Source organism: Microbulbifer maximicatervae (SeqCode), assembly GCF_052467225.1.
Genome location: NZ_CP174303.1, coordinates 108522 through 130606 on the forward strand (window position 1 = coordinate 108522; position 22085 = coordinate 130606).

The window sequence follows — 22085 nt, forward strand, 5'->3', positions numbered from 1 at the left end:
TTTTCTACCAGCGAAAACTACTTAGGGTGGTCAATGTCATCCCGATTCACCAACTCCCAGGGTAAACCACTATTTCGGTAGATCCGCTGATTTTTTTCTGGGTAGTCGGCAACATCATGTTGCAGTCGCTGGCCTACAACTATGCAGCGCAAGGTCACTTCCCCCACATTGCGCATCACATGAGCCGGGCCGCCAGCGGGGTAGCCAATAAAATCCCCTGCAGAAACCTGGTGGTGATCGTCACCAATACGCACCTCGGCCCTACCCTCCAAGATATAAACACATTCGTCTTCAAAATAGTGACAATGGAATTCTGTGGATTCATAACCTGGCTCGATTTCAATCATATGGAAACCAAAGCCGGATATGCCGGTAAGATCACCCAGGGACTTGTTTTTACGCACCGCATTGGCATTGAGGAAATGTACCTTGCGCTCCCCCTCCATCCCAGCAATTTCGGTCCCGGTCAAAATATAGCGACTCACTCTGCCCCCAATACATTACTTAATTATTTATAAGACATACCGAATTATGTTCTTCAACCTGAGGCAGCCATATCTTGGGTCATCTCTTTCACCTCGCGCGCGCGGCCTTCCTCACCCAGGCGACGATAGTAATTGACCAGAACCATTCCCAGCTTCGGAATCAAGGGGTGATTCACTCGCTGCTGTTTCAAGTGGCGCAGTAATTCCTCTAGCCACGGCCAGTCCTTTTCCTCCGCTGCACGCCGTGCCATCAATAAGTTTGCCTTTCCGGTGAGCGCCTTTGGACTTTTTGTTGCCGCCAAGTAGCGGCGATAGCCACTTGCCAGGGTATGGCCATCGATCTCCAGATTTCCTGCCTGGGCAAATAAAGCGAGATTGGCCCGGTGGTAACCGTCACTCTCTGGCGCCGCCGAGGTCAGTTCTATATAGCGCTCAATCAGTGTTAACGCCTGTGGATATTGCCGCACCGCTGAGGCTGCCGCTTCAGTGGCTTCCAGGATTTTTCCCTCTTCCAAAAAACGATCAATCCGCGCCAAGGCTACCCTTTGGGGGGACGGGGCCTCCTCTTCCTCCGGCATAGGTTCCACCATCGGGCGCCAGTACAACACCGCCAAAGTCAGGGCAAAACCCGCAAGTAAACCACCAGTATGGGCCCAGTAGGCAATGCTGGCATCTCCATACAAATAACCGAAAATCTCTTTACCCAACCACAGCGGTAACACCAGCAGCGCCGGTGCACTAAATTCGCCAAACATAAAACCAATGGTGTAAAAGAAACGTAGCCGGCGCACACCGTAAACCGCGACGAACATGCCCATAATTGCCGAGACCGCACCGGAGGCACCCACCATCGGTACATGACTGCCGGATTCCACCAGTACATGCAGACCTGCTGCCGCCAATCCTCCCACCAGGTAGAGCCCTATAAACCACAACCCTCCCAGGGCCAACTCAACAGACAAGCCAAACAACAGCAGAAACACCATATTGCCGATAAGGTGATCCCAGCTTCCGTGTAGAAACATATGGCCAAAGGCCCCAGCAATACTCGGGTCTGCCGGTATCAGCCCCAGTGCGTTGCTACTGACCCTATCCCGCAGCTGGGCAAACTCCTGCCTCTGTCGTAACCACTCGGTCTCACCCTCTGCTTCGAGCTTCGGCAACAGCCAGTGGTGGAATTCAGGGTTACCGAGGGATTCCCGGTAAAAAAACTCTTCCCCTTCCACACCCATCTGCGCTCTCCACTCTGGGTGCATTTCATTGACATACACAAGAAAGCGTTGCTCTTCGAGGTCCGGTAAGTCACTCTCAAAGTAGTAATCTTCAGCTTCCTGCCAGCGAGCTTCATCCCCCCCTTGATAGAAAACAAACATCAGCAAGTTAAGGGCAATCAACGCAAAACACATTAATGGCGGCCGGCGCCAGTCGGGTTTGTTTTGGATGGGGATGATCAGCACGGGCTTCCCTTATTGTGATTTCATCAGCGCCCTGTGAGAAAACGCAGTAACACCGGTAAATGAACTTGCACCGACACAAAGGCCAGTAGGCTGAAAATACTATGAAATCCCGGAGGTGTCATGCCAGCCGGACCTCACTTACTTCCTGGCGGTACGGCCAATGATCGCCGGAACATCCCAACTGCGCAGATGCAGATCTCTTTGAGGGAAAGGTACCTCAATACCCTTATCGCGAAATTCCCGCAACAACTCCAAGTTGTACAGGGCATAGGAGTCTCCCAGGGAAGTCACCATATTGCTGTTGACCCACACCACCAATTTGAAGTCGAGGGCATTATCCCCGAACCCCATCAGCCACACCTCAGTTTTTCGCTTCCAGTCGGTATGGGTGATATTGACTCGAGCAGCAGCTTCCAGGGCAGCTTCCCGCACCAAATCTGGGTCCGAGGCATAAGACACACCAAAGGGTACATGAATACGGCGCACAGGATCATCCAGTGTGTGGTTAATAACCCGGCCCGCAACAAACTCAGTGTTGGGCACCAAGATATCCACATTGTCCCGCGTGGTAATACGGGTTGAGCGCACGCTGATATCGCGGATGCGGCCAAAAACGCCCGACTCCAGCTCCACCAGATCACCCACTTTGAGAGGGCGCTCAAACAGCAAAATCAAACCGGAGATAAAATTCGAGAAGATCGCCTGAAGCCCAAAGCCAATACCTACCGACAGGGCTCCAGCGACCAGGGCCAACTTGGAGGTATCCAGGCCCAACATGCTGAGCACCACAATCAGGGCCGCGGAAATAAAGATGTAATGCAACACCCGCCCAAGATTGTACATGGAGGATTCACTGGCATGCTCCCTGCGCACAAGCCGGCGCAGGAAGGCCTGGGTGAGTCCAGACAATAGCCAGGCCCCCACCAAGACCACAATCATCTTGGCGATCAACCGCAGGGTTATCGGGTTCTGGGCAACAGTAAATAGCTGATAATCCGCCAACTTACGCCAGCGGTTATAAGCTTGTCTTGCGCCCAGTGCGACTCGTTCGCGCACTGTTGCCCACCAACCCTGGCGCTCCTTGTAAACCTCCAGCTGGGCCTTTTCATAGCGCTGAATATCCTGCTCGAGGTCATTGGCGCGGGCCAGGCCACTGCCAATACGCTCAAAGTAAGACCACCAGCGACTCAGGTCTTCGTTCTCTTCATCTTCGCGCCAGGCCACCACTTGACGCTGGCGCACCGCCAACTCCCGCGACGCACTTTCAATCACAGAGTTGGCGTTTTCCAATAAATCCCGACTGATAATCAGGGGGCGCTCTTCGCCCTCTTCATTCAGGACCTCATTGATGGATTGCAGCAACTCACTTTTGCGTTTTTCCAGCTGCTCCTCCAACAAGTCCACTTCAAGCTGCATCAGGGTGAGGTCTTTCTGCATATTGATGGTGGGGTCAGTGGAGGGTTCTGTAGTGCTTTGAATACTGGTGCGGGTCGCAGAAATACGTTCGATTTTCTTTTCGTTCGCGGCAATATCCTTATCTATTTCCTCTGCATCTTTACTGGAGTAGACGAGGGTATCCAGAAGTCTCCGCAATTTAATTTCTGCGCTGTTAATCTTTTCCCGCCAGGTTCCCAGGAAAGTATTAACGGTACTCAGCTGCTCAATAATATTCAGGTGATTTATTTGAGCTAAAAGTAGGGCCTGCGCCGCCTCATCCTCCTCTCGTCCACTGGAATCGCGCAGTACAATCACTTGTTTACGCAGTAAAGATAGAGACTGGGACTGGGTTGATTTAAGTTGGCGAGCCTCCAGTTCTACGCCTTTCAACCTACGTCGGCCACGGCTGATGGCAGAATCGGCCTTGGCCCAGTTCAATACCGTTGGGTTCTCTGGAAAATCCACATCCGGCATTAAAGGGACTTTCAGGTACTCCTCTCGTTTTTTCCAGGTAATTGCGATCCCTTGTAAACTTTGGCTAATCTTTTCTGCACCTTCCTGTAAGGCCTCATCCTCCGGCAAATCCTTTTCCCAATCCTCCCAGCTCTTTGTGACCAAGCTAAGCCATTCTCGTCGCTCTTCGGGAGAGGCACTGGTCCATCCAGTCCACCAATCGGCAGAGGGGTCAGCAAAATCTGGAACCTCCGGCTTAAACTCCTTGGGTTTACTACCGGGAAGCTGGGCGACACTGGAAACAGAGACACAGGCGACACTAAAGAAAAGGAGAAATGAAAGGGCGAGGTGAAGAAAAGAAAATTCTTTGCCGGCACTACAACGAGGGATAAAAAGGCTGGCACCCGGCATAAAATACTTCTATCCGTGAAAAAATCCGGCACTAATAAAATAGGCGCCTACTGGGCCATATTGTTCAGTGTAGCCCAGGGACTTCCCTGCCCCATGCATTTACCTGAAGCGCCGACTTTGACGCAAACATTTTCTGTATACCTTGCGATATTCACGCATAGCCTGCCTGGTTGTTTTACCAGGCTCATCCGTACGGCGCAGCAAATTTGCCGCCCGGGCTTCACAGTAAATATCCCAATCCTTACGATCGACTCGTTTACCCTCTGAGCGGTGCCGCAAATGGCGGGGCGGATACGCTCGGGGGTATATTTTCTTTTTCGGAGCTAGGGGATTGCGATTAACATGCTGCCAATTGGGAGGGGGCGTGACCACCACATATTGATTGTCCCTGGGGTCTAATAAGAAAAAGGTACCATTACCCGCAAGCATATAATGCTTGTTACCCAAGTTAATGGGGGTTCCAAAAGGTACTCGGGAGACCCGAGCTCCCAGAGGCGGCTCAATCCGGGTATAGGCGTCGGGGCCTTTGCGGTAGAAATAACCATTTTTATAAAAAACTGTCTGGTTATTCACTTCGACAGGCTCAGCTCCGGGAGGCAGGTGGTCCGATCGAACCTGAGACTCCGAAACAGAACAGAACAGTACAAGAAATAGGGTAAGCAGGGATCGCATGGCTAATGTCATCAGCAAATTGCAATCCGCTAAGGGTATGGTGCGAACAAGTCATCCCCAAGGCTATCCCAAGCGGTAACTAGAGCGCCATTAAATTGCTCCAATTACCACTGGTCTAACCAATAGAATTATACAGCTGTACTCGGCAAGGGAGACCTGCTATCCATCCGACTACTGACTGCCACACGACGTTTACGTAACCAGATTAAAACTCCAGTCACACTCAACATCGCAATCACCACCCCCATAATTGAAATCAGTATGCGACCAGGGAGACCGAGGATCCTACCGGAATGCACTGGGAATTGCGCCTGTACAAATAAGTCTGCTGCCGTCCCTTCCCAGGGGATAAAGTCTCCGAGATATTCGCCGCTGTGGCCATCAAAAAATAGAGCCTTGTGACCAACCCCCCCGGCACCATGCCCTGCGCTGGCATCAAAAAATTCAGCCCGATATATCCCCCACTCCTGGGCATACCATAGGGAATTCAACGGTTGCTGCCAGCCAATCTGCGCAGCTTGGTTTTCTCCAATCGCGGCTATATCCCGAAAAGACAACGAGGGGGTAATTGGATTGCTGTGATCGTTAGGTGTGCGCTCTTCCAAGGGCGACGGAGTCACATCTGATACCAGCGACATCAGGGGAAAAAACACTTCTCGATAGAGATTCAGTGAGAAGGCCGTAAATGCAATTGTCAGCAGCAACGCCCAGGTCCACAGGCTGAACGCACGATGTAAATCAAATGTGAGCCTGGCACGCCCAGCGCCGGCCTTAATCATCCATGCGGGCTTCCATCGCTGCCACCAAGTCCGAGATGGCTTTCGGGTGGATTTCTTGCGACGAGGTAAAGTCACCGCTAGCCCCACAAAGCAATCGATTGTCCATACCAGTGCAATAACGCCCAGCAGCCAAATCCCCCAGTGATCAGTGCCCCAAAATTCGGGTATATGAAAACTGTAATGCAGCTTGTACAAAAACGACATCAGGGTTTCAGTTGTTATTGGCCAGACACGTCCCCACTCGCGCTTACCAATAATTTCCCCATTGGTCGGATCGACAAATACCTGGTTGTAATCCACCGCAAAGAATTTACCGGTAGCCGGGTCAATTCGAGGCTCTACCCAGAAATACTGGGTATGCCCAGGCTCCTGTACCAATTCAAAATAGGATATTTGGACTTGCGGCAAGGACTCTTCAAGCCGTTCTGCCAACTCGATAGAGGCTAAGGGTTCGCCGCTGGAAGTAGTTTTATATAAGTGGGGATTGAGCCACTCATCCAGTTCGTGATCCCAGGAGATAATAGCGCCGGTTAGCCCGGTGACTATCAGGAAGACCGCAGTAGCAAGCCCCAGGTAACGATGTAAAAGAACCAGGGTTTGACGCATAACATTTACCTAAAACTAAAAAACAGAAAACCCGGCACAAGTACCGGGTTAAACTGCAACGGAGTTAACTAGGCGCCTTAGTAGCGCCAGCTCACACTCAACTGTGCCTGACGCGGAGCGCCGTAATAGCCCTGGGTCCAATAGAGGCTGTTGATATATTTCTCGTTGGTCAGGTTATCAATATTGAGGCCAACCGTTAAAGCATCAGAAATATCGTACTTGGCAAAGGCGCTGAGCAACGCATAGCTATCCTGCTCTACACGAACACCCTCGGCAGGCTCAGTGTAAATATCATCCTGCCAATTGATACCGCCGCCGAACTTCAAGCCTTGAACTTGAGGTAAATCGTAAGCCACGGCCACCTTCAGGGTGTTGCGCGGAATATAAGTGCGATCTTCCTCACCGTCTTTATTGACTACTTCACTTAAGTGGGTAAAGCCAAAGCTGATATTGAAATTCTCGGTAATTGAACCGATTAGCTCCAGCTCAACGCCCTTTGTAGTGAAATCACCACTCTCGTAAACATTCTTTCCATCAACCTTATCTAGGTATTCACCGAGATTATTCAGGTTGGATTCAAATAGCCCAACACTAGCCGTTGCTTGTCCACCCGCAAGGGAGTACTTAAACCCCACCTCGGAACTGTCTCCCTCTGCGGCGCCCAGTGGTTTAAATTCAGGGTTAACCCAAGACTGCGGAGTAAAGACTTCGGTAAAGCTACCATAGAGGGAGAAACTATCGTTCAGGTCAAAAGTGGCCCCCACATAAGGAACAGTTTCATCCGCCGAAGTGTCAGCATCAACGCCATAACTGTAGCCGGATTGTTCCACTTCCATTTTGCGCGCACCGGCCAACAGGGACAGTCTATCAGTAACGTTCAGGCGAGTAGCAAAGTATAAAGACTTGTGCTCTTGATCGTCGTAGTGGCCAGTGTAATAAGCATCGGTATCGACAAAGTCAGGCCGCGCCGTTGTGCCATTAGCCCAGTCACTGCCAAGAACCGGATAGCCATCGGAGTAGCTGTAGAAAGATTGGCCGGTTAGTTCGATATCTGCATAGTTGGCACCCACCACCAATTCGTGATCGCGGCCGAACAAATTGTAGGTTCCTGACAGGAATACATCCGCAATCTTTTGCTTTTCATCCAACTTGTAGCCAAACGCATATCCATATAAACCCAGTTCGGTCTCTCTGTCTGGAGTGCCGTAGACATACATCTCCTCGACATCCATATCGATTTCATTCTGGGTCAGTAATGCAGTGACGGACCAGTTTGCGGAAAGATCCTGTTTCAGTTCAACAAAAGTCTGGATTCTGTCTACATTGCGGAAAGCCCAGTCTGGTGCCGTACTTGTGGAAACATCGAAATCGGTAGCGCTGCCATTGGTATAGAAAAGTGGCAGGGCACCAGACATACTGCCATCGGCTTCACTGCGATTTTGGCTGTGGCCTAAGGTCAGGGTGGTGAAATCAGTCAAATCTGCTTCCACAATACCGTAGTAGACACTGCCGTCAGTTTCGTAGCGGTCAAGATAAGAGTCAGCCTGATCCTCTGCAACCACCAACCGTCCTCGGACGTTATCGCTGATAGAACCTGAGATATCTCCCTGGGTGCGCAAACGTCCCTCTTCACCGACAACCAGATCTACACCCGCCTTGAACTCTTCTGTCGGACGCTTGCGGATAAAGTTAACCGTCGCTGAGGGGTTAGCCAGACCTGTGGTCAGAGCTGCTGCGCCCTTCACCACTTCAACCTGGTCGAATATCGCGGTGTCTTGATGCCCATGGGATAAACCAGAGGAAAAGGGAACACCGATTCCATCGTATTGGAAGTTCACAATATCAAAGCCGCGAGCGGTGTAATAAGTACGATCCGTCTCTACGTTCTCTACGGTTACCCCTGGGGTATATTTCAGCAGCTCATTAATATCCTGTAGGGCAAAGTCCTGGATTTGAGCTTGGGATACAGTTGTTACCGTTTGCGGAGTATCGTAAACAGATAGGCTTAGGCGAGAGGCAGTACTGGTCTCTTCCTGCTCTCCGTAGACACTGACTTCTTCCATGGTTTCAGCAGTTTCGCTTTCAGCAGACCAAGCAGAACTTCCCAGCGGGGCGAGCACGGCGGCAGCAATCCAGGCTGACAGCGCTTTTTTCTTCATTAAGCCGTTAATTTTCATCGGCTAAAACCTCATTCCAAATCAGTGAACGGTGCAGGGGCACCATAAACGGAGCGGATGATATTTGAAGAAATATACGTCAGTCAATGCGAATGATTATTATTTAGTCGATGTACCCACAAATAGTTTGGATGGGGAGGGAACATCATTACTTGGTGAAAGATTAGGAGGGCCAGGGCGATCACAAGCAGCGAGTCACCCTGTATTTGATCAGAAGGCCTTCAGGAAAAATCAGGAATTAGCCACTGCCCGCCTGTAATGGCTCTTTATCTCGCACCACTTCCGACAGCACTTTAACTTCCTGTCCAGGCTGCAAGCGCTCAGCACCACGCACTATCACACGATCGCCCTTGGTGAGATCACCGCTTACCGACACCCATTCACCATCGCCACTGCCGATACGCACAGATAATCGCTCAGCCTTATCCTCCTCGCCCACTCGATATACGAAGGTATCGCCATTTCTTAAAACCAAGGCATCCCTTGGCACAGACATGGTGGCCTGCGCCTGCGCAATGGGCACAGAGACCTGTACCGGCATACCGACAATCCAGTCCCACTGCTCCGGCGCACTCTGTGGCAAAGTTACCATCAGCTTAACTCGCCGGGAGCGATCGCTGGCCACAGGCACAAATTGACGTACCCGGCCGCTAAATAATTGATCATCCACCCGTGCCTCTCCCGGCAGAGAGACAGAATCACTGCGCAGCGCCACTGTGTCACCGATGCGAATCAGCGGCAGAGCCGTCAAGGGAATATCCGCCTCCACTTCCATCTGTGACATATCCAGGGCTCGCAGTAATTCCGAACCGGTGCGCACATATTCTCCCGCCTGTAATTCGCGGCTCACCACTAAAGTATCAAAGGTTGCATCAATGGCTGTTTTAGATAATTCATAGGCCCGGCGGTCGCGCTCAATTTGAGCCGCAATCAGGTCCTGAGCCATTGCCTCGCGCTCAGCCTGCTGCTCTTCCAATGCGGCTCTGGAGGTACTATTGGTTTCCGCCAACTTACTCAGTCGATTTAACTGAGCATCCATATAGGTCAACCGCGCACGCAATTGTGCAATACGGCTGTCACTATTTCGCAGCTGTAATCGCCAATGAGTACTGTCCAGCTCGGCCAGGCGCTCACCCTTTTTAATAAAGCTGCCGGGCTCAGCGACAAATTCCAACACACCATCCAGTTCAGAAGAAACCAGGATATCCCGTCGGCTCACCACCTCACCTGCAGACCACTGGCTCGGAGCAATTTCCCGAACTTGGGCCCGATCCACCAATACCGCAATAGGATCGCCCTGCGCCCAAACGCCATTAGCGCCCAGAGATAAAACGATACCTGCGAGCAATTTCTTCATTGTGAACTCCTCAGGGCAAACCTTTCGCGCATAGCCGTAAATTTGGGTAGTGGCAGGCTGCCGGTTTGCAGTAATGCCGGCAATAAAACCAGGGTAAAGAGCGTGCTCACTGCCATGCCGCCCACAATCACTGCGGCCAGGCCACGGTAGATAACACTGCCCTCACCGGGAGCAACCAACAGTGGCAACATGCCAAACACGCTGGTCAAGGTACTCATAAAAATAGGGCGCAAGCGCAGGCGCAAGGCCTGCTCTACAGCGTCGACCCGAGTGCTACCCGCCATTTCTGCCGCTCGCGTCTGGTGTACCAGCAAAATAGCATTATTCACCACCAGGCCTAGCAGTATCACAAAGCCAATCATGGTGAGCAGATCCAGTGGTTGGAAATCGATCAAGTTTAAAATTTGTAGCGCCAACACGCCGCCCACTGTCGCCAGGGGCACGGTGAGCAATACCAGAGAGGCATCCCGCAAGGAGCGGAACAGTGCACTCATCAGCAGGAATAAAATTAGCAGCGCTAACAGGAAATTCTTGGAAAGCGAAGCCAACGCCTTATCCAGGTCACTGGCATTCCCTCCCACCAAAATACTCCCATCAGCGGGCAGAGCTTCGCGAATCTTCGGCAATACATCCGCCTCCAGCTGTGCGCGCACCTCTTCGAGGGACACATCTTCCGGCGGTACTATATTCAGTGTAATAGTGCGCCGACCATCGACCCGGCGCAAACTGCCCGGCCCCACAGTCCGCTCCACACTGGCCAGCTGACTGAGTGGCACCACTTCTCCACGGGGCGTTACCAAAGGCGTATTTTGCAGTTGTTCGGGAGTACTCCAGGGCTGCGCTTTAAAAATAATATCCAGGCGCTTTTCACCGTCAAAATACTCGCCAACATAGAGACCATTGCCCAGCGTTCGAACCAGTCCGCCCATATCCTGGCGATTCCAACCCTGCTCCAGCATTGCGCGATCATTGGGGCGCACTGTCAATTCAGGTTCCGATAAAGATAAGCCCGGGTTGGTCTGCACCGGCGTTCCCGGCATCACCTCTTCAACAACTTCAACCCCAAGGGCAGCCGCACGCATCAATGCTTCGGCATCACGGGATTGCAGATGTAAAGCAATGTTGCGGTCGCCACCGAACTGGCCAAACAGATTACCCCGCGCGGCGAATCCCTGGAAATCAGGAATATCCACCAGGATTTCTTCCCGCAGGATTCTCTCCATCTCTTTGGCTTGATCCATATCCTTAACCCGCACTCCCATAGTGCCGCCATTGGGCCAGGTGATCACGTAGTAGTTCTTTAGGGCTGGCTCGCGCTCACCACTCATGTAGGGTGCCATGCGCTTATCCAACTCGTTGACGATTTCTGTTTCTAAAGTTTTGGTATTAGTGGATGCGGGGAAATTCATCCACACATCGACTGCATCCCTTTTTACCGGCGGTAAATAATCCAGGTTTGGTAAGAATAAATAAGTCGCAACCATGGGCATTAATAAAAGCCCCCCGATCACCTGCCAACGGCGGGTCCTGGTACTCGTCAAAGCCATTACCCGCGCAGTTATTTTTTCCCACACTCGGGAGAGACGATCTTCAGTAGAGACAGAGGGTAGCCACAGACGCGCAGCCAGGGGAACCACAGCCACCGCAACCAACAGGGAAAACACCACAGCCACAGCAATAGTCAGGGCCAGGTCACCGAAGACCTGCCCTTCGACACTGTTAAGGAAAAATACAGGAAGGAATATCGCAACGGTTGTCGCAGTACTGGCCAACAGTGCACCCCACACCTGGCCTGCACCCTGCTCCGCAGCCTCCTCTGCCCCCCGGCCTTTTTCTCTCAGGCGCACAATATTCTCCAACACTACTATCGCAGCATCGAGCACCATACCGGTAGCAAAGGCCAGTCCCGCCAGAGAAATTACATTCACGCTGCGGCCTGCGGCCGACAGCACCACAAAGGTTGAAAGTAATGAAATTGGAATCGCTGCGGCAACGATCAAGGTCGCACGCATGCGCCGCATAAACCACCAGAGCACTCCGACAGCTAATACGATGCCTAAAATCATATTACCGCCGAGCAGATTTAAAGCCCGATAAACAAACACCGATGCATCAAATGATTGCACCAGCACAAGCTGCTCAGCTTTCAATTTAGTTTCATTCAGCTCAGCGACTTTTTGCTTAACCCGCTCCAAAGTAGCCAGCATATTGGCATTGTTGGTACGGTTAATACGGAGAGAAACTGCCGGATTGCCATTTTGCGTGGTGACACCGCGGGATTCAGAAGGCCCCACCTTGACCTCGGCAATATCGCCCAGGCGCACCGGCTGTCCATTGCGCCATTCCAACACTAATTCGGATAAGTCTTTGGGTTCATACTCGCCGACAAAGCGCAGGGTATAGCGACGACGCCCCACGTCGGTAAATCCGCCGGAGACATCCCTGGCAGACGCCAGCTGCCGACTCACTGTAGGCAGCTCTACTCCCAGTTCAGCTGCTTTCCAGGGATCAAAAATAATCTGTAACTCTTCCTGTGCCGCACTCCCAGACTGGGCCTGGACACTGGCAACCCCGGGCACCGACTCCAACTCCGGGCGCAGTACATCTTCGATCAGGCCAGCGTAGTCATCCAGGTTATTCTGGTTATCAGGTAATTTTTGCAGAAAGAAATAGGTCAGTGCTGTGGCATCGCCACCCCAGCCACCCAGCATTACTCGCGGTGGCTCCGCATCCCGGGGCAATGGCGGCAGGCTGCTCATACGACTGATAACATCAATCAGCACCTTGTTCATATCGGTGCCCATGGCAAATTCCAGATTTGCCCAGGCGCCACCGCGACCGGCGTTGACTTGCATCATTTCCAGACCGGTGAGGCCCTGTAATACGGATTCGATCGGCTCGACAATTTCCGCCTCCACCTCTTTCGGTGCGGCCGCTCTCCAGCCTGCCTGGATAGCGATACGAGGATTGTCGATATCGGGGAAAAGTTGAACCGGCAGCTGGCTGGCGAGGAAAGCTCCAAGCAGAACAGCCATAACCACTGCGACCCCCGCAGCAGCGGGATTTTTTAAAGCGGCGCGTGTTAATGCCATTACTTCAGCCCCAGTTTTTTATTGGGACTGAAGGCTAGCGGAATATGAATTCCTTACAAGGCAATTGCGACTAGTTGCCAGGAAAATTCGATCAGGCCATGAAGAGCCCGTTTATTCGCCGGAAATAAAATACAAATTCACAAAATGAAATCCATGTATTTAGAGGCAGCGCTATAGCTGAAAAACCCAGCTGCTTTGCTGCCTCAACCGAGAGCCATATAAAAGTTATGAATCAGAGGAAGTGCTGGACTTTATTTTTATAGCTGCGGCTCATTTTTAAACATTCACCGCTATCTAACACCAGATGGTATTCGCCATTAATATGGGCACGTATTTCCCTTACCCGACTTAAATTGACGATGGTTGAACGGTGTATGCGCTGGAAAAGTTTCGGGTCCAACTGCTGCTCCAGTTCTTTCATGGTGATACGCATCACATGGGTCTCACCCCGAGCGTGAACGCACATATAATCACCGGCAGCATCGATCCAGTCGATTTCACTGGAGGGCACCAAAGTTATTTTGCCCGCATCTTTCACTGCAATTTTGTCCGGATAGGCACTGCCGGCAAATTGCCCGCTAACCAGCTTCTGCTCCAGCACCTCAGGGGATTCCTTGGTCAAATCGGCAACAGCTTCAAGTAATTGCTCTCGTTGGTTAGCGATATCAGCGTTAGCTCTCTGTTCCCTGACTCGGGTAAGAGCCAACTCCAAGCGCTCTTCTTCGATGGGTTTTAATACGTAGTCCACCGCATTGATTTCAAAAGCCTCTACCGCATACTGGTCGTAGGCCGTGACAAAAACGACATGAGGTAGAGAGTCCACCGGAATCAACTGAACCAGTTGCAAACCGTTTACGCCAGGCATCTGGATATCCACAAATGCTACATCGGGCTTCAGCTCCAGTATTTTGTCTAACGCATCGCGACCATTGCCGCTCTCTGCAACCACCTCGATATTAGCCATCTGCTCCAGGCGCAGCCGCAAACCGCGACGAGCCAGGGGTTCATCATCGACAACGATCGCCCTCAGGGTCTCTACTCCACTCATCTCTTTATTCCTGTTCAAAGGGAATACGAATATTTACCGACAAGCCCCCTTCTGGGCGGTTGCGGAAACGCACTCTCTGGTCATCGCCATAAAGGGCCTTAAGGCGCTCACAGGTATTGCGAATACCCACTCCGTAGCCTTTGCCAATCAGGCGCAGCTCCTCTTCCGACATGCCGGGGCCGTTATCGCTGACCTCCAATAACAATTCGCCGGCGAAAACCCGTGACTTGATGCCAATCTCACCGCCCCACTCCAGCTGTGAAATCCCGTATTTGATCGCGTTTTCAACCAGCGGTTGCAGTAGCAGGCTCGGCACCAGAGCCTGGGGCGACTCCCCCTGTAAATCCAGGTTCACCCCTAAACGATCGGCGAAGCGTACCTTCTCAATGTCCAGATACAACATCAGCGCCTCAACTTCCTTCGCCAAGGTGACCTTCTGCATAGGGTCATTATCCAGAGAGTGGCGCAAGAATTGGGACAGGCGCGTCACCATATTGTTGGCCGTACGCCCGTCATTATCGAGGATCAAAGTAGAAATTGCGTTGAGTGTGTTAAACAGGAAGTGAGGATTCAACTGGTAACGCAGCATTTTTAATTGAGCCTGATGCGCCATTGATTCCGCCCGCAACGCCTTCTCCTGCTGCGCCTGAGAGGAGCGGTAATACTTGATGCCGTAATAGAGCGCCGCCCAGGTCATCAGAATCAGAAATGAATAGGTGAACCAATAGATGGCCAGGAGTGCCGGGTGCTCATCACCATCGTGACCATACAGCCACAGGGAGCCGCTGAACTTTATTGCCGCCCAAATCACCGCCGCCATCACTACCAGCAATAAAGAACCTATTAATCGCAGCGCTGGAGGCTTACTCCACAGGCGGTGAAAACCCAAACGCATGCTCTCGCTGAGAACAACTCCCGCAGTAGTGGCAACTATGATGTAGCCAGAGTGAATCCAGTGGTCATTCACCCAAAAAAAACTACCTACAAAGGTCAACAGCGTATAGCCCCCCCAACCAGAGAGCTGCAGGGCCCAGTATTGTGAACGACGACTGGCCAGCTTCTGTGAGAGCCACTGAAGTGTTTTGCTTCCCATAATCTCCCGCTTATTGGGTAAAAATCTATGCGCCGATTTGACACTAATCGGCAGCTTCATACTAAATGGCGCCGAAAGCCGGCGAAACACCACCCGGCGCAGCAAAGAGACAAACTGCCGCATGACGTACTGGTTATTTAAATCTGAGCCCGATGAATACAGCCTTCAGGACCTCGCTGCCGAATCCAGCGGTTGCGGTCGCTGGGATGGTATCCGCAATTACCAGGCACGCAATTTTTTGCGCGATAAGGTGAAGGAAGGAGATGGCGTGCTGTTTTATCACAGTGCCTGTAAGGTGCCGGCAGTTGTGGGCTCCGCCGAAGTGGTTCGCTCTGCCTACCCCGATCCGGCCCAGTTCGACCCAGAAAGCAAGTACTTTGACCCCAAGTCCAGCGAGGATAAACCGCGCTGGTACTGCGTCGATATTCGCTGGCGAAGTGAGTTCCAGCGGCCGGTGCCCCTCGCAGAAATCAAGGGCATCCCCCAGTTAGCAGAGATGGTGCTGGTAAAACAGGGGCGCCTGTCTATCCAGCCAGTTTCCGGTGACGAATGGCAGCTACTCCAGCACTTGGGAAGCTCCACGCCGCGCTAGACGATACCTTTTGTCTGGGCGATGTACAGGCTCAGCAACGATAGCAGCGTCAATAACGCTAACAAGCCTAGTAACAATACCCAGGGACGGAAAGGCTTGCGTTCGACACTGTTGATGCCGGACTGCAGGTATTTATCGACCTTGGCTTGGTCTTCATCGGAGAGTTTCTTTTCGGAGGGATCTAACATGGGCACTTTCGCTCGTTATTTTTGTGCCCTGAGTTTAGGAGAAAGCTTTCTACAGCTCCACAAAAAAGCCCCGCGATGCGGGGCTTTTTAACACTTTCTTTGGGGGCTGTTAGAACAGCTCTTCCTCCAAGTCCATCAAGCTAGCGCTGCCTGCATTGACACTGCCGGCCAATGCCTGGGTACGTGGCAACAGGCGAGCAAAGTAGAAGCGCGCTGTCTTTATCTGGCCGCTGTAGAAGCTATCCGCTTCCGCTTTCGGCAGCGCCGCAGACACAATTTTCGCCCACATAAAGGCGTAAGCGACGTAGCCGAACAGGTGCAGGTACTCTACAGAGGCAGCACCCGGTGCGTGGGGGTCTTGCTGAGTGGCGGCAACCATATTCTCAGTTGCTTCACCCAGGCGTTGCATCTCAGCGATGAGCGGCTGGATAAACTCTGCCATTTCCTCTCGATCAATCTGGGCATCGATAAAGCCCTGTACATCTGCAGCAAACAATTCGAATAGAGCACCGCCAGTGGCTACAGTCTTACGGCCCACCAGATCCAGAGCCTGGATACCATTGGTTCCTTCATAGATCTGGGTAATACGCACATCGCGTACCAACTGTTCCTGGCCCCATTCGCGGATATAACCGTGGCCACCGAAGACCTGCTGACCGAGGATCGTGCAATCCAATCCCATATCGGTAGTAAAGGCTTTGGCTACCGGGGTCAGCAAGGCAACCATATTCTCCGCGTTCCTTTTCTCTTCACCCTCGCCGAACTTGGAAATATCCAACCACTTGGCCACGTAAGTGGACAGGGCGCGGCCACCATTCACCAAAGCTTTTTGGGTAAGCAGCATACGGCGCACATCCGGGTGCACAATGATGGGGTCTGCGGCTTTCTCCGGCTGCTTGGCGCCCGCTGGAGAGCGGCTTTGGATACGGTCGCGAGCGTATTCAACAGCATTCTGATAGGAGCGATCTGAAGCGCCGAGGCCCTGGATACCGACACCCAGACGCTCGTAGTTCATCATGGTAAACATGGCCGCGAGTCCTTTGTTCTCCTCGCCGACCAGCCAGCCTTGGGCGCCGTCGAAGTTCATCGCACAGGTAGCGGAGGCCTTGATACCCATTTTGTGCTCGATCGAGCCACAGTTCACATCATTGTGCTCGCCGATGCTGTTGTCTTCGTTCACCTTGTATTTGGGCACCAGGAACAGCGAGATGCCTCTCGGTCCCTTGGGTGCGTCTGGCAATTTTGCCAATACCAGGTGAATTATGTTTTCGGACAGATCCTGATCACCGCCGGTGATAAAGATCTTGCTGCCGCTAATGCTAAAGCTGCCATCGCCACGGGGCTCGGCCTTGGTGCGGATAATACCCAGGTCTGTACCGGCGTGAGGCTCGGTAAGGCCCATGGCACCAGCCCAGGTTCCCTCATACATCTTGGGCAGGTATTTTTCTTTCAGCGCATCACTGGCGTGGGCATCAATTGCCAGGCAGGCGCCGTTAGTCAGAACCGGGTAGAGTGCAAAAGAGATATTTGAAGCATTGATCATCTCCTCAACCTGAGCGCCCAGCATTTTCGGCATACCCATGCCGCCGTATTCCGGGTTGCCCAGCAGTCCACCCCAGCCGCCTTCACAGAAGGTGGCATAGGCTTCTTTAAAGCCTTTCGGCGTGGTCACCACACCGTCATTCCACTGGCAGCCCTCTTCGTCGCCAGTGCGATTGATCGGATCCAGGGTGTTGGCAGCCAGCTTGGCCATCTCTTCGAGAATCGCATCTGCGGTCTCACGATCTACCGCTCCAGCCAACCCGGGCAATTCCGCCCAGAGTTTTTCCGCAGCAAATACCTCGTGAAGTAGGAAGTTCATCTCCCTTAGTGGCGCCTTATAGTCGGCCATGCTCCCGGTCCTCATTCAAGTGTTTCAAACGCTCGTTTGAATCTAGGGCCGAAGCGCCCTAATGTCAACAGTCTCGGGCTTTGAGGAACCTGACAAGCACTCAGTTCTAAAGAGTGGGAACAATCTGTTGAATGGATGCTGTACCGCTCACTAGAGCCGGCTGAAAAAACTGCTGCTAGTCTACATTGGCGCTCCTTCGCAGTAGAACGCTGACGAGTTCGGCTAACTTATCCTCAGCTAATAGTGGAATCTCATCACTGGGTACAAATGAATAGGGCTCATCTGCATATCGCGGGATGATTTGCACATGCATGTGATCTTCAGACTGGCCTGCGGACACTCCAGAATTGCAGAATGTATGAATACCATCTGGCTGAAATGCCTCTCGCAGAATATCAACACCCGTTAGGATCAAATTGCTGACATCTGATAAAACTGCCGAGTCACAAGCGGTAAAATGATTCGTGTGCCAAGAAGGGATTACTAACAATGCGCCTTTACTGCGCTGCCTCGGATTTACCGCCAGGCAAGCGTGCTTCATCTCCTTTACCAGCGGAACATTCGAATGCATCAGTGTACATAGCGGGCACGGCCTTCGAACTCGAAACGTATAAGGCACAGCAAACTCAATACAAGTTATGATCGTTTTATAATAGGGGTTATTTCGAGAAATTGAGAGCACCGCGTAGACGTGCAGCTTCCTTCGCCCTCTCCGGCGAACTCCATTGCGGACACGAAAAAATATCCGTATAGCGATATTTTCTACCCGCTTTCCTGTCACTCCTGGGGACAATCTCCCAAACTAAGTGAAGATAGGATCGCCCCGTAATTTCCCCCCAATCACACCAGACATTGGTGCCATCAGGATCATAGAGGTTTTCTACTGCAAAAGTAGACTCCCTGACACACTTAAATAGATCGCGGAACTCACTCTGATTGAATGTGGAAAAATCCGTATGATAGACGTGAGGCACCACCACCACATTCCCCCTAATTCTCGGCCGTATCGGTATTAGTGCGGTCGCAACATCATTTTGGCAGACAATAAATTGCGACCTCTCCCCCGGGGTACTCAAGCAATAACCGCATGGGCATCCCTGTTTTGATAAAAGTAAGTTAGACAATTGTGATACGGGCCTCACTACCTTTCATTACACAAACATTAGCCAAAACACCGATTGGTAAAGTCAACATGGGATCTGTGTGCCCAAAGCTTAGATTCGCCACTATTGGAAAGTCGAAATCCGCACAAGCCTCAAGAACCGTATCTTTTAGCGTGACGCCGGCTATATCAGTGCAATATGGCGAGCGTCCAATAAGCATACCTCTAACGTGAGAGAGTATCCCTGATTGACGCAAATGGGTAAGGGCACGACGAACCCTCTCTAGTCGCGCTTCTTCAGCGTGGGCCTCCCAGAAAAAAATAATATCTGAGGGGATATTAAGATATGGCGTACCCACAAGCATATTTAGCGTCTCTATATTCCCTCCAAACAATATCCCCTCACCCAGCCCTTCTCGATAAACTATTCGGTGACTGTCTTTTCCCATCAAACGACGCCGTTGCGGACTTTCACCCCAGTCAGTAAATTCACGAGTCCATGCAGCAGGATCTCTTAGCTCTGTCAAGGTCTCATTATTACCGATGGCAGAAAAAAGGTTCTCGATCGTAAAAGCAAAAGGCTGAGGGTATTCGCCAAACTGGGGTAACAGCGTGGGGCCAAAATAAGTAGTCCATCCACTCAAACTAAAAATACCTAAAATCAAGGCTGTCGCATCGCTGTTGCCAATTAACACTTTGGGGTATCGGCAAACAATATCTCGATTCAAGTGTTCTAATATTTCAGCTGAGTTGAATCCTCCAATTGAACACATGATTCCCGCAATCGAGTGATCGAGTAATAAACTCTCAAACGCCTGAGCCCGCTCCAATGCAGTCCCTGCCGTAAATCCTCTTGAAAAGCACACCTGCTCCGGCAGTACAACCTTTGTATTCAAGGTTCGCTCCAAGGCTTTGACGCTCCGAATTAATCGGTCAGGATATTCACTTGCTACATTTGAAGAGGGTGAATATATTGCTATCGCCTTTCCCGGTATTAACTTAGGATAAAACCTGTTATTCATATTGATAGCGTGAACTTTTCATTTCGAACATTGTTTCTCTGGGCTTATGCCCAGAGCGCCCAAAGTTTACCGACATTGCATCATTATTCAGGCCAGTCAATGGTTAGCCCCTGCCGTCGTAACACATCAACAAGCTGATTATATTTTTGCTCCTCTAGTAACAAATCAGACTTTCCTATTTCATTAACCGCTCGCAGGAAAATTTGATGAAGGCTAGCTTGACTCAAATAAAGATCCTCAGGCTTCAAAGTACGAGGGTGAGTGTTATGAAGTTGTTCTACCCAGTCGGTCGGCAATCGCTGCTCTAATCGCCGATCCCCCTGTAATTTAACACCTGTAGCCTGTTGAATAAGTGGGATAATGGCATGTTTACGTGTAAAGGCGAGAGAGTCACAAGCAGCCAGACTCTCACCTCTTTTAATTTTTGCAAATGTATACCAAAGCCATCCACAATAACGAGGAATAATATCCTGCACTGACATTGATTCCGTATCAGGCATGGTGTTTTGGTTGATAGGAATATCTTTACGCAAGACGATGAATGGTTCTTGGATACAGCAGGGAGGATCTGCACAATACAAAAAACTTATATCTAACTTTACAATCCAGTCATCTTGTCGAGTATAGAAAACAAGTAAACTTGGAATTCCTGCATGCACAGCAGAGAATGTCACGCAAATATTAAAATGCTGTGTGAACATCTGCTCAAATTCAGCTCTGGCCCTATTGAGTGGATTAGTCGACATATAGACTGCCGTGACATCCAAATCACTAAAAGCATCGGCTTCGCCAGATGCGATGCTTCCACCAATAGTTATAGTCACTGGTGCATCTTGTCCATTTGCCCATGAATTGATAAATGAAAGTATGGGGTGTAAGTGCTGAGGTACTCTATCTTCAGCTAATCCCAGTGAGCTAATTCTTACCTGATTAGAAATATTGTAACTTGAAGGGTCCCTATCGGAAGAACTCATGGTGACAATTCAAATCCGTTTCTGCGAGGCAATATTTGAAGATCTCGAATATCATCGTGTTGGAGCACCCACATTAAAAATCGTTCAACACCCATGCCAAACCCAGCAGTTCTCAATGGATAAACCCGCTTCATATTCGTATACCACTTATAGGATTCTGGATTTACCCCATGCACCTTCATAGCTGTGAGAACAGCCAAATCGTCAACATGTCTCTCGCCACAACCGACCACTTCGCCACACCCAAATAAGAGATCACTATTTAATGCGCTATAGCCATTTTTATCCATGGCTTGATAAAAGGGAACAACCCCATGATCCCACTTGGTAACCCAAACAAAGGGGCCAATAGTTCTGATAAGCTCTCGCTCTCCCGCTCTAGTAAGATTTCGCCCGTAATCAGTTTTATCGATAAACTCAGGCTTGTCCTGAAGAAGCTTGGCGGCCTCATCAAAAGTAACAGAATTAAAAGTTAAATCTCCGTTTGCCACTGACTCTAAGTGACTTAGACTGCCGGCTGCTCGTGTAATCGACTCAGCTTGCTCTCTAAGCATCGCTTTGCTGAGCGCGCGGATATACCCCTCAGCCAAAGACATAGCCTCAGCCAAGTCCCCACTAATTTCTACCTCGCTGTGCATAAACTGGCAGAGATGTGTAGCGTCCCAGTCCTCCCCACGAAATGACGGCATTAGATAATAAGCGCCTCGGGGCTTCATTCGACAACACAACTCAAGCTGAAACTGCATGGAGTCGGCTAGATATGTTTCCTGACCATTTAATTGAATACTCACAGGAATTGAGTCACTTCCCAGCCCAACTGGGCTCGAAATACTACCAGTCGTAACAGGTAAGTGAACGGTTCCAATTCCCTGGCCTCGCCAGAACATTGCTGTCTCTCGAGTAAGTATGTCTTGCAAATCTACCAGCAAGTTAAACCAAGGATTATTTGCTAGTTTCAAGTATCTGCTGGGATCTTCAAGAATCGGTGGTTGCCAGCCATTTGTATGCTCATTCGTAGTCAATTTCCCAACCCCAATCAAAGAGATATCCCCATAAGAATATATCCATCTACTTTTTACTGCTGGACGATACAAATTTTTGCTGCGCGTTTTGTTTCCCCCTTTAATAAATCAATAACGCAAATCCAATAACGGCAATAACCGAGTCAGGAAATAATGAAAAATTAGAGAAAATCACGCCAGCTTTATCCAAATAACTACATAGACTATAAATTAAACATTGTCATGAA

Annotated in this window: 18 protein-coding genes; 1 reads left to right on the forward strand and 17 read right to left on the reverse strand. The window is 50.8% G+C overall.

Annotated elements, in window-relative coordinates; translation table 11 throughout:
- Positions 1–17: 17 nt before the first annotated feature.
- From ACJJIZ_RS00520 to ACJJIZ_RS00565, 10 genes are all read right to left on the reverse strand, one after another.
- Complete coding sequence (locus ACJJIZ_RS00520; protein ID WP_413664211.1) at positions 18–485, reverse strand: cupin domain-containing protein; 468 nt, start codon at positions 483–485, stop codon at positions 18–20.
- A 53-nt stretch (positions 486–538) separates the two neighbouring features.
- Positions 539–1942: a rhomboid family intramembrane serine protease gene (locus ACJJIZ_RS00525; RefSeq protein ID WP_444914887.1), complete on the reverse strand. Its 1404-nt coding sequence runs from the start codon at positions 1940–1942 to the stop codon at positions 539–541.
- 138 nt (positions 1943–2080) lie between these two features.
- Complete coding sequence (locus ACJJIZ_RS00530) at positions 2081–4243, reverse strand: mechanosensitive ion channel family protein (RefSeq protein WP_444914888.1); 2163 nt, start codon at positions 4241–4243, stop codon at positions 2081–2083.
- A gap of 99 nt (positions 4244–4342) precedes the next feature.
- Positions 4343–4927, reverse strand: coding sequence for a DUF6515 family protein (locus ACJJIZ_RS00535; protein WP_444914889.1), 585 nt, complete (start codon positions 4925–4927; stop codon positions 4343–4345).
- Between the two features lie 116 nt (positions 4928–5043).
- Positions 5044–6300 carry a PepSY-associated TM helix domain-containing protein gene (locus tag ACJJIZ_RS00540; protein WP_444914890.1) on the reverse strand — a complete coding sequence of 419 codons (1257 nt, stop codon included), beginning with the start codon at positions 6298–6300 and terminating at the stop codon, positions 5044–5046.
- Positions 6301–6377: 77 nt separating this feature from the next.
- Positions 6378–8477, reverse strand: coding sequence for a TonB-dependent siderophore receptor (locus ACJJIZ_RS00545; protein WP_413664207.1), 2100 nt, complete (start codon positions 8475–8477; stop codon positions 6378–6380).
- A gap of 238 nt (positions 8478–8715) precedes the next feature.
- Positions 8716–9834 carry an efflux RND transporter periplasmic adaptor subunit gene (locus tag ACJJIZ_RS00550; RefSeq protein ID WP_444914891.1) on the reverse strand — a complete coding sequence of 373 codons (1119 nt, stop codon included), beginning with the start codon at positions 9832–9834 and terminating at the stop codon, positions 8716–8718.
- Positions 9831–12926, reverse strand: coding sequence for an efflux RND transporter permease subunit (locus tag ACJJIZ_RS00555; RefSeq protein WP_444914892.1), 3096 nt, complete (start codon positions 12924–12926; stop codon positions 9831–9833). Before ACJJIZ_RS00555 ends, ACJJIZ_RS00550 begins: the two co-directional genes overlap by 4 nt.
- Positions 12927–13158: 232 nt before the next feature.
- Positions 13159–13974 carry a LytR/AlgR family response regulator transcription factor gene (locus tag ACJJIZ_RS00560; RefSeq protein WP_413664204.1) on the reverse strand — a complete coding sequence of 272 codons (816 nt, stop codon included), beginning with the start codon at positions 13972–13974 and terminating at the stop codon, positions 13159–13161.
- 4 nt (positions 13975–13978) lie between these two features.
- A complete protein-coding gene (locus ACJJIZ_RS00565) occupies positions 13979–15067 on the reverse strand; it encodes a sensor histidine kinase (RefSeq protein ID WP_444914893.1) in 1089 nt (362 codons plus the stop codon).
- A gap of 121 nt (positions 15068–15188) precedes the next feature.
- Here ACJJIZ_RS00565 and ACJJIZ_RS00570 point away from each other — a divergent pair, with 121 nt between their 5' ends.
- Positions 15189–15659, forward strand: a complete 471-nt coding sequence (locus tag ACJJIZ_RS00570; protein WP_444914894.1) for an EVE domain-containing protein — start codon at positions 15189–15191, stop codon at positions 15657–15659.
- Here ACJJIZ_RS00570 and ACJJIZ_RS00575 read toward each other — a convergent pair.
- The 7 genes from ACJJIZ_RS00575 to ACJJIZ_RS00605 all read right to left on the reverse strand — a co-directional run bounded on the left by ACJJIZ_RS00575 (position 15656) and on the right by ACJJIZ_RS00605 (position 21930).
- A complete protein-coding gene (locus ACJJIZ_RS00575; protein ID WP_413664201.1) occupies positions 15656–15847 on the reverse strand; it encodes a DUF3094 family protein in 192 nt (63 codons plus the stop codon). The genes ACJJIZ_RS00570 and ACJJIZ_RS00575 overlap by 4 nt on opposite strands.
- A gap of 109 nt (positions 15848–15956) precedes the next feature.
- Entirely contained in the window at positions 15957–17738 is a 1782-nt protein-coding gene (locus tag ACJJIZ_RS00580) for an acyl-CoA dehydrogenase C-terminal domain-containing protein (RefSeq protein ID WP_444914895.1), read from the reverse strand.
- Positions 17739–17913: 175 nt separating this feature from the next.
- Positions 17914–18279, reverse strand: a complete 366-nt coding sequence (locus ACJJIZ_RS00585) for an HIT family protein (protein ID WP_444914896.1) — start codon at positions 18277–18279, stop codon at positions 17914–17916.
- Positions 18280–18397: 118 nt separating this feature from the next.
- Entirely contained in the window at positions 18398–18712 is a 315-nt protein-coding gene (locus ACJJIZ_RS00590) for an HIT family protein (RefSeq protein ID WP_413664198.1), read from the reverse strand.
- A 142-nt stretch (positions 18713–18854) separates the two neighbouring features.
- Positions 18855–19862 carry a S66 family peptidase gene (locus ACJJIZ_RS00595; protein ID WP_444914897.1) on the reverse strand — a complete coding sequence of 336 codons (1008 nt, stop codon included), beginning with the start codon at positions 19860–19862 and terminating at the stop codon, positions 18855–18857.
- A gap of 83 nt (positions 19863–19945) precedes the next feature.
- A complete protein-coding gene (locus ACJJIZ_RS00600; RefSeq protein ID WP_444914898.1) occupies positions 19946–20836 on the reverse strand; it encodes a hypothetical protein in 891 nt (296 codons plus the stop codon).
- The gene (locus ACJJIZ_RS00605; protein WP_444914899.1) at positions 20833–21930 is read right to left on the reverse strand and encodes an amino acid--tRNA ligase-related protein; all 1098 of its coding nucleotides are present in this window, start codon (positions 21928–21930) and stop codon (positions 20833–20835) included. The genes ACJJIZ_RS00600 and ACJJIZ_RS00605 overlap by 4 nt, the downstream gene beginning before the upstream one ends.
- Positions 21931–22085: the final 155 nt, after the last annotated feature.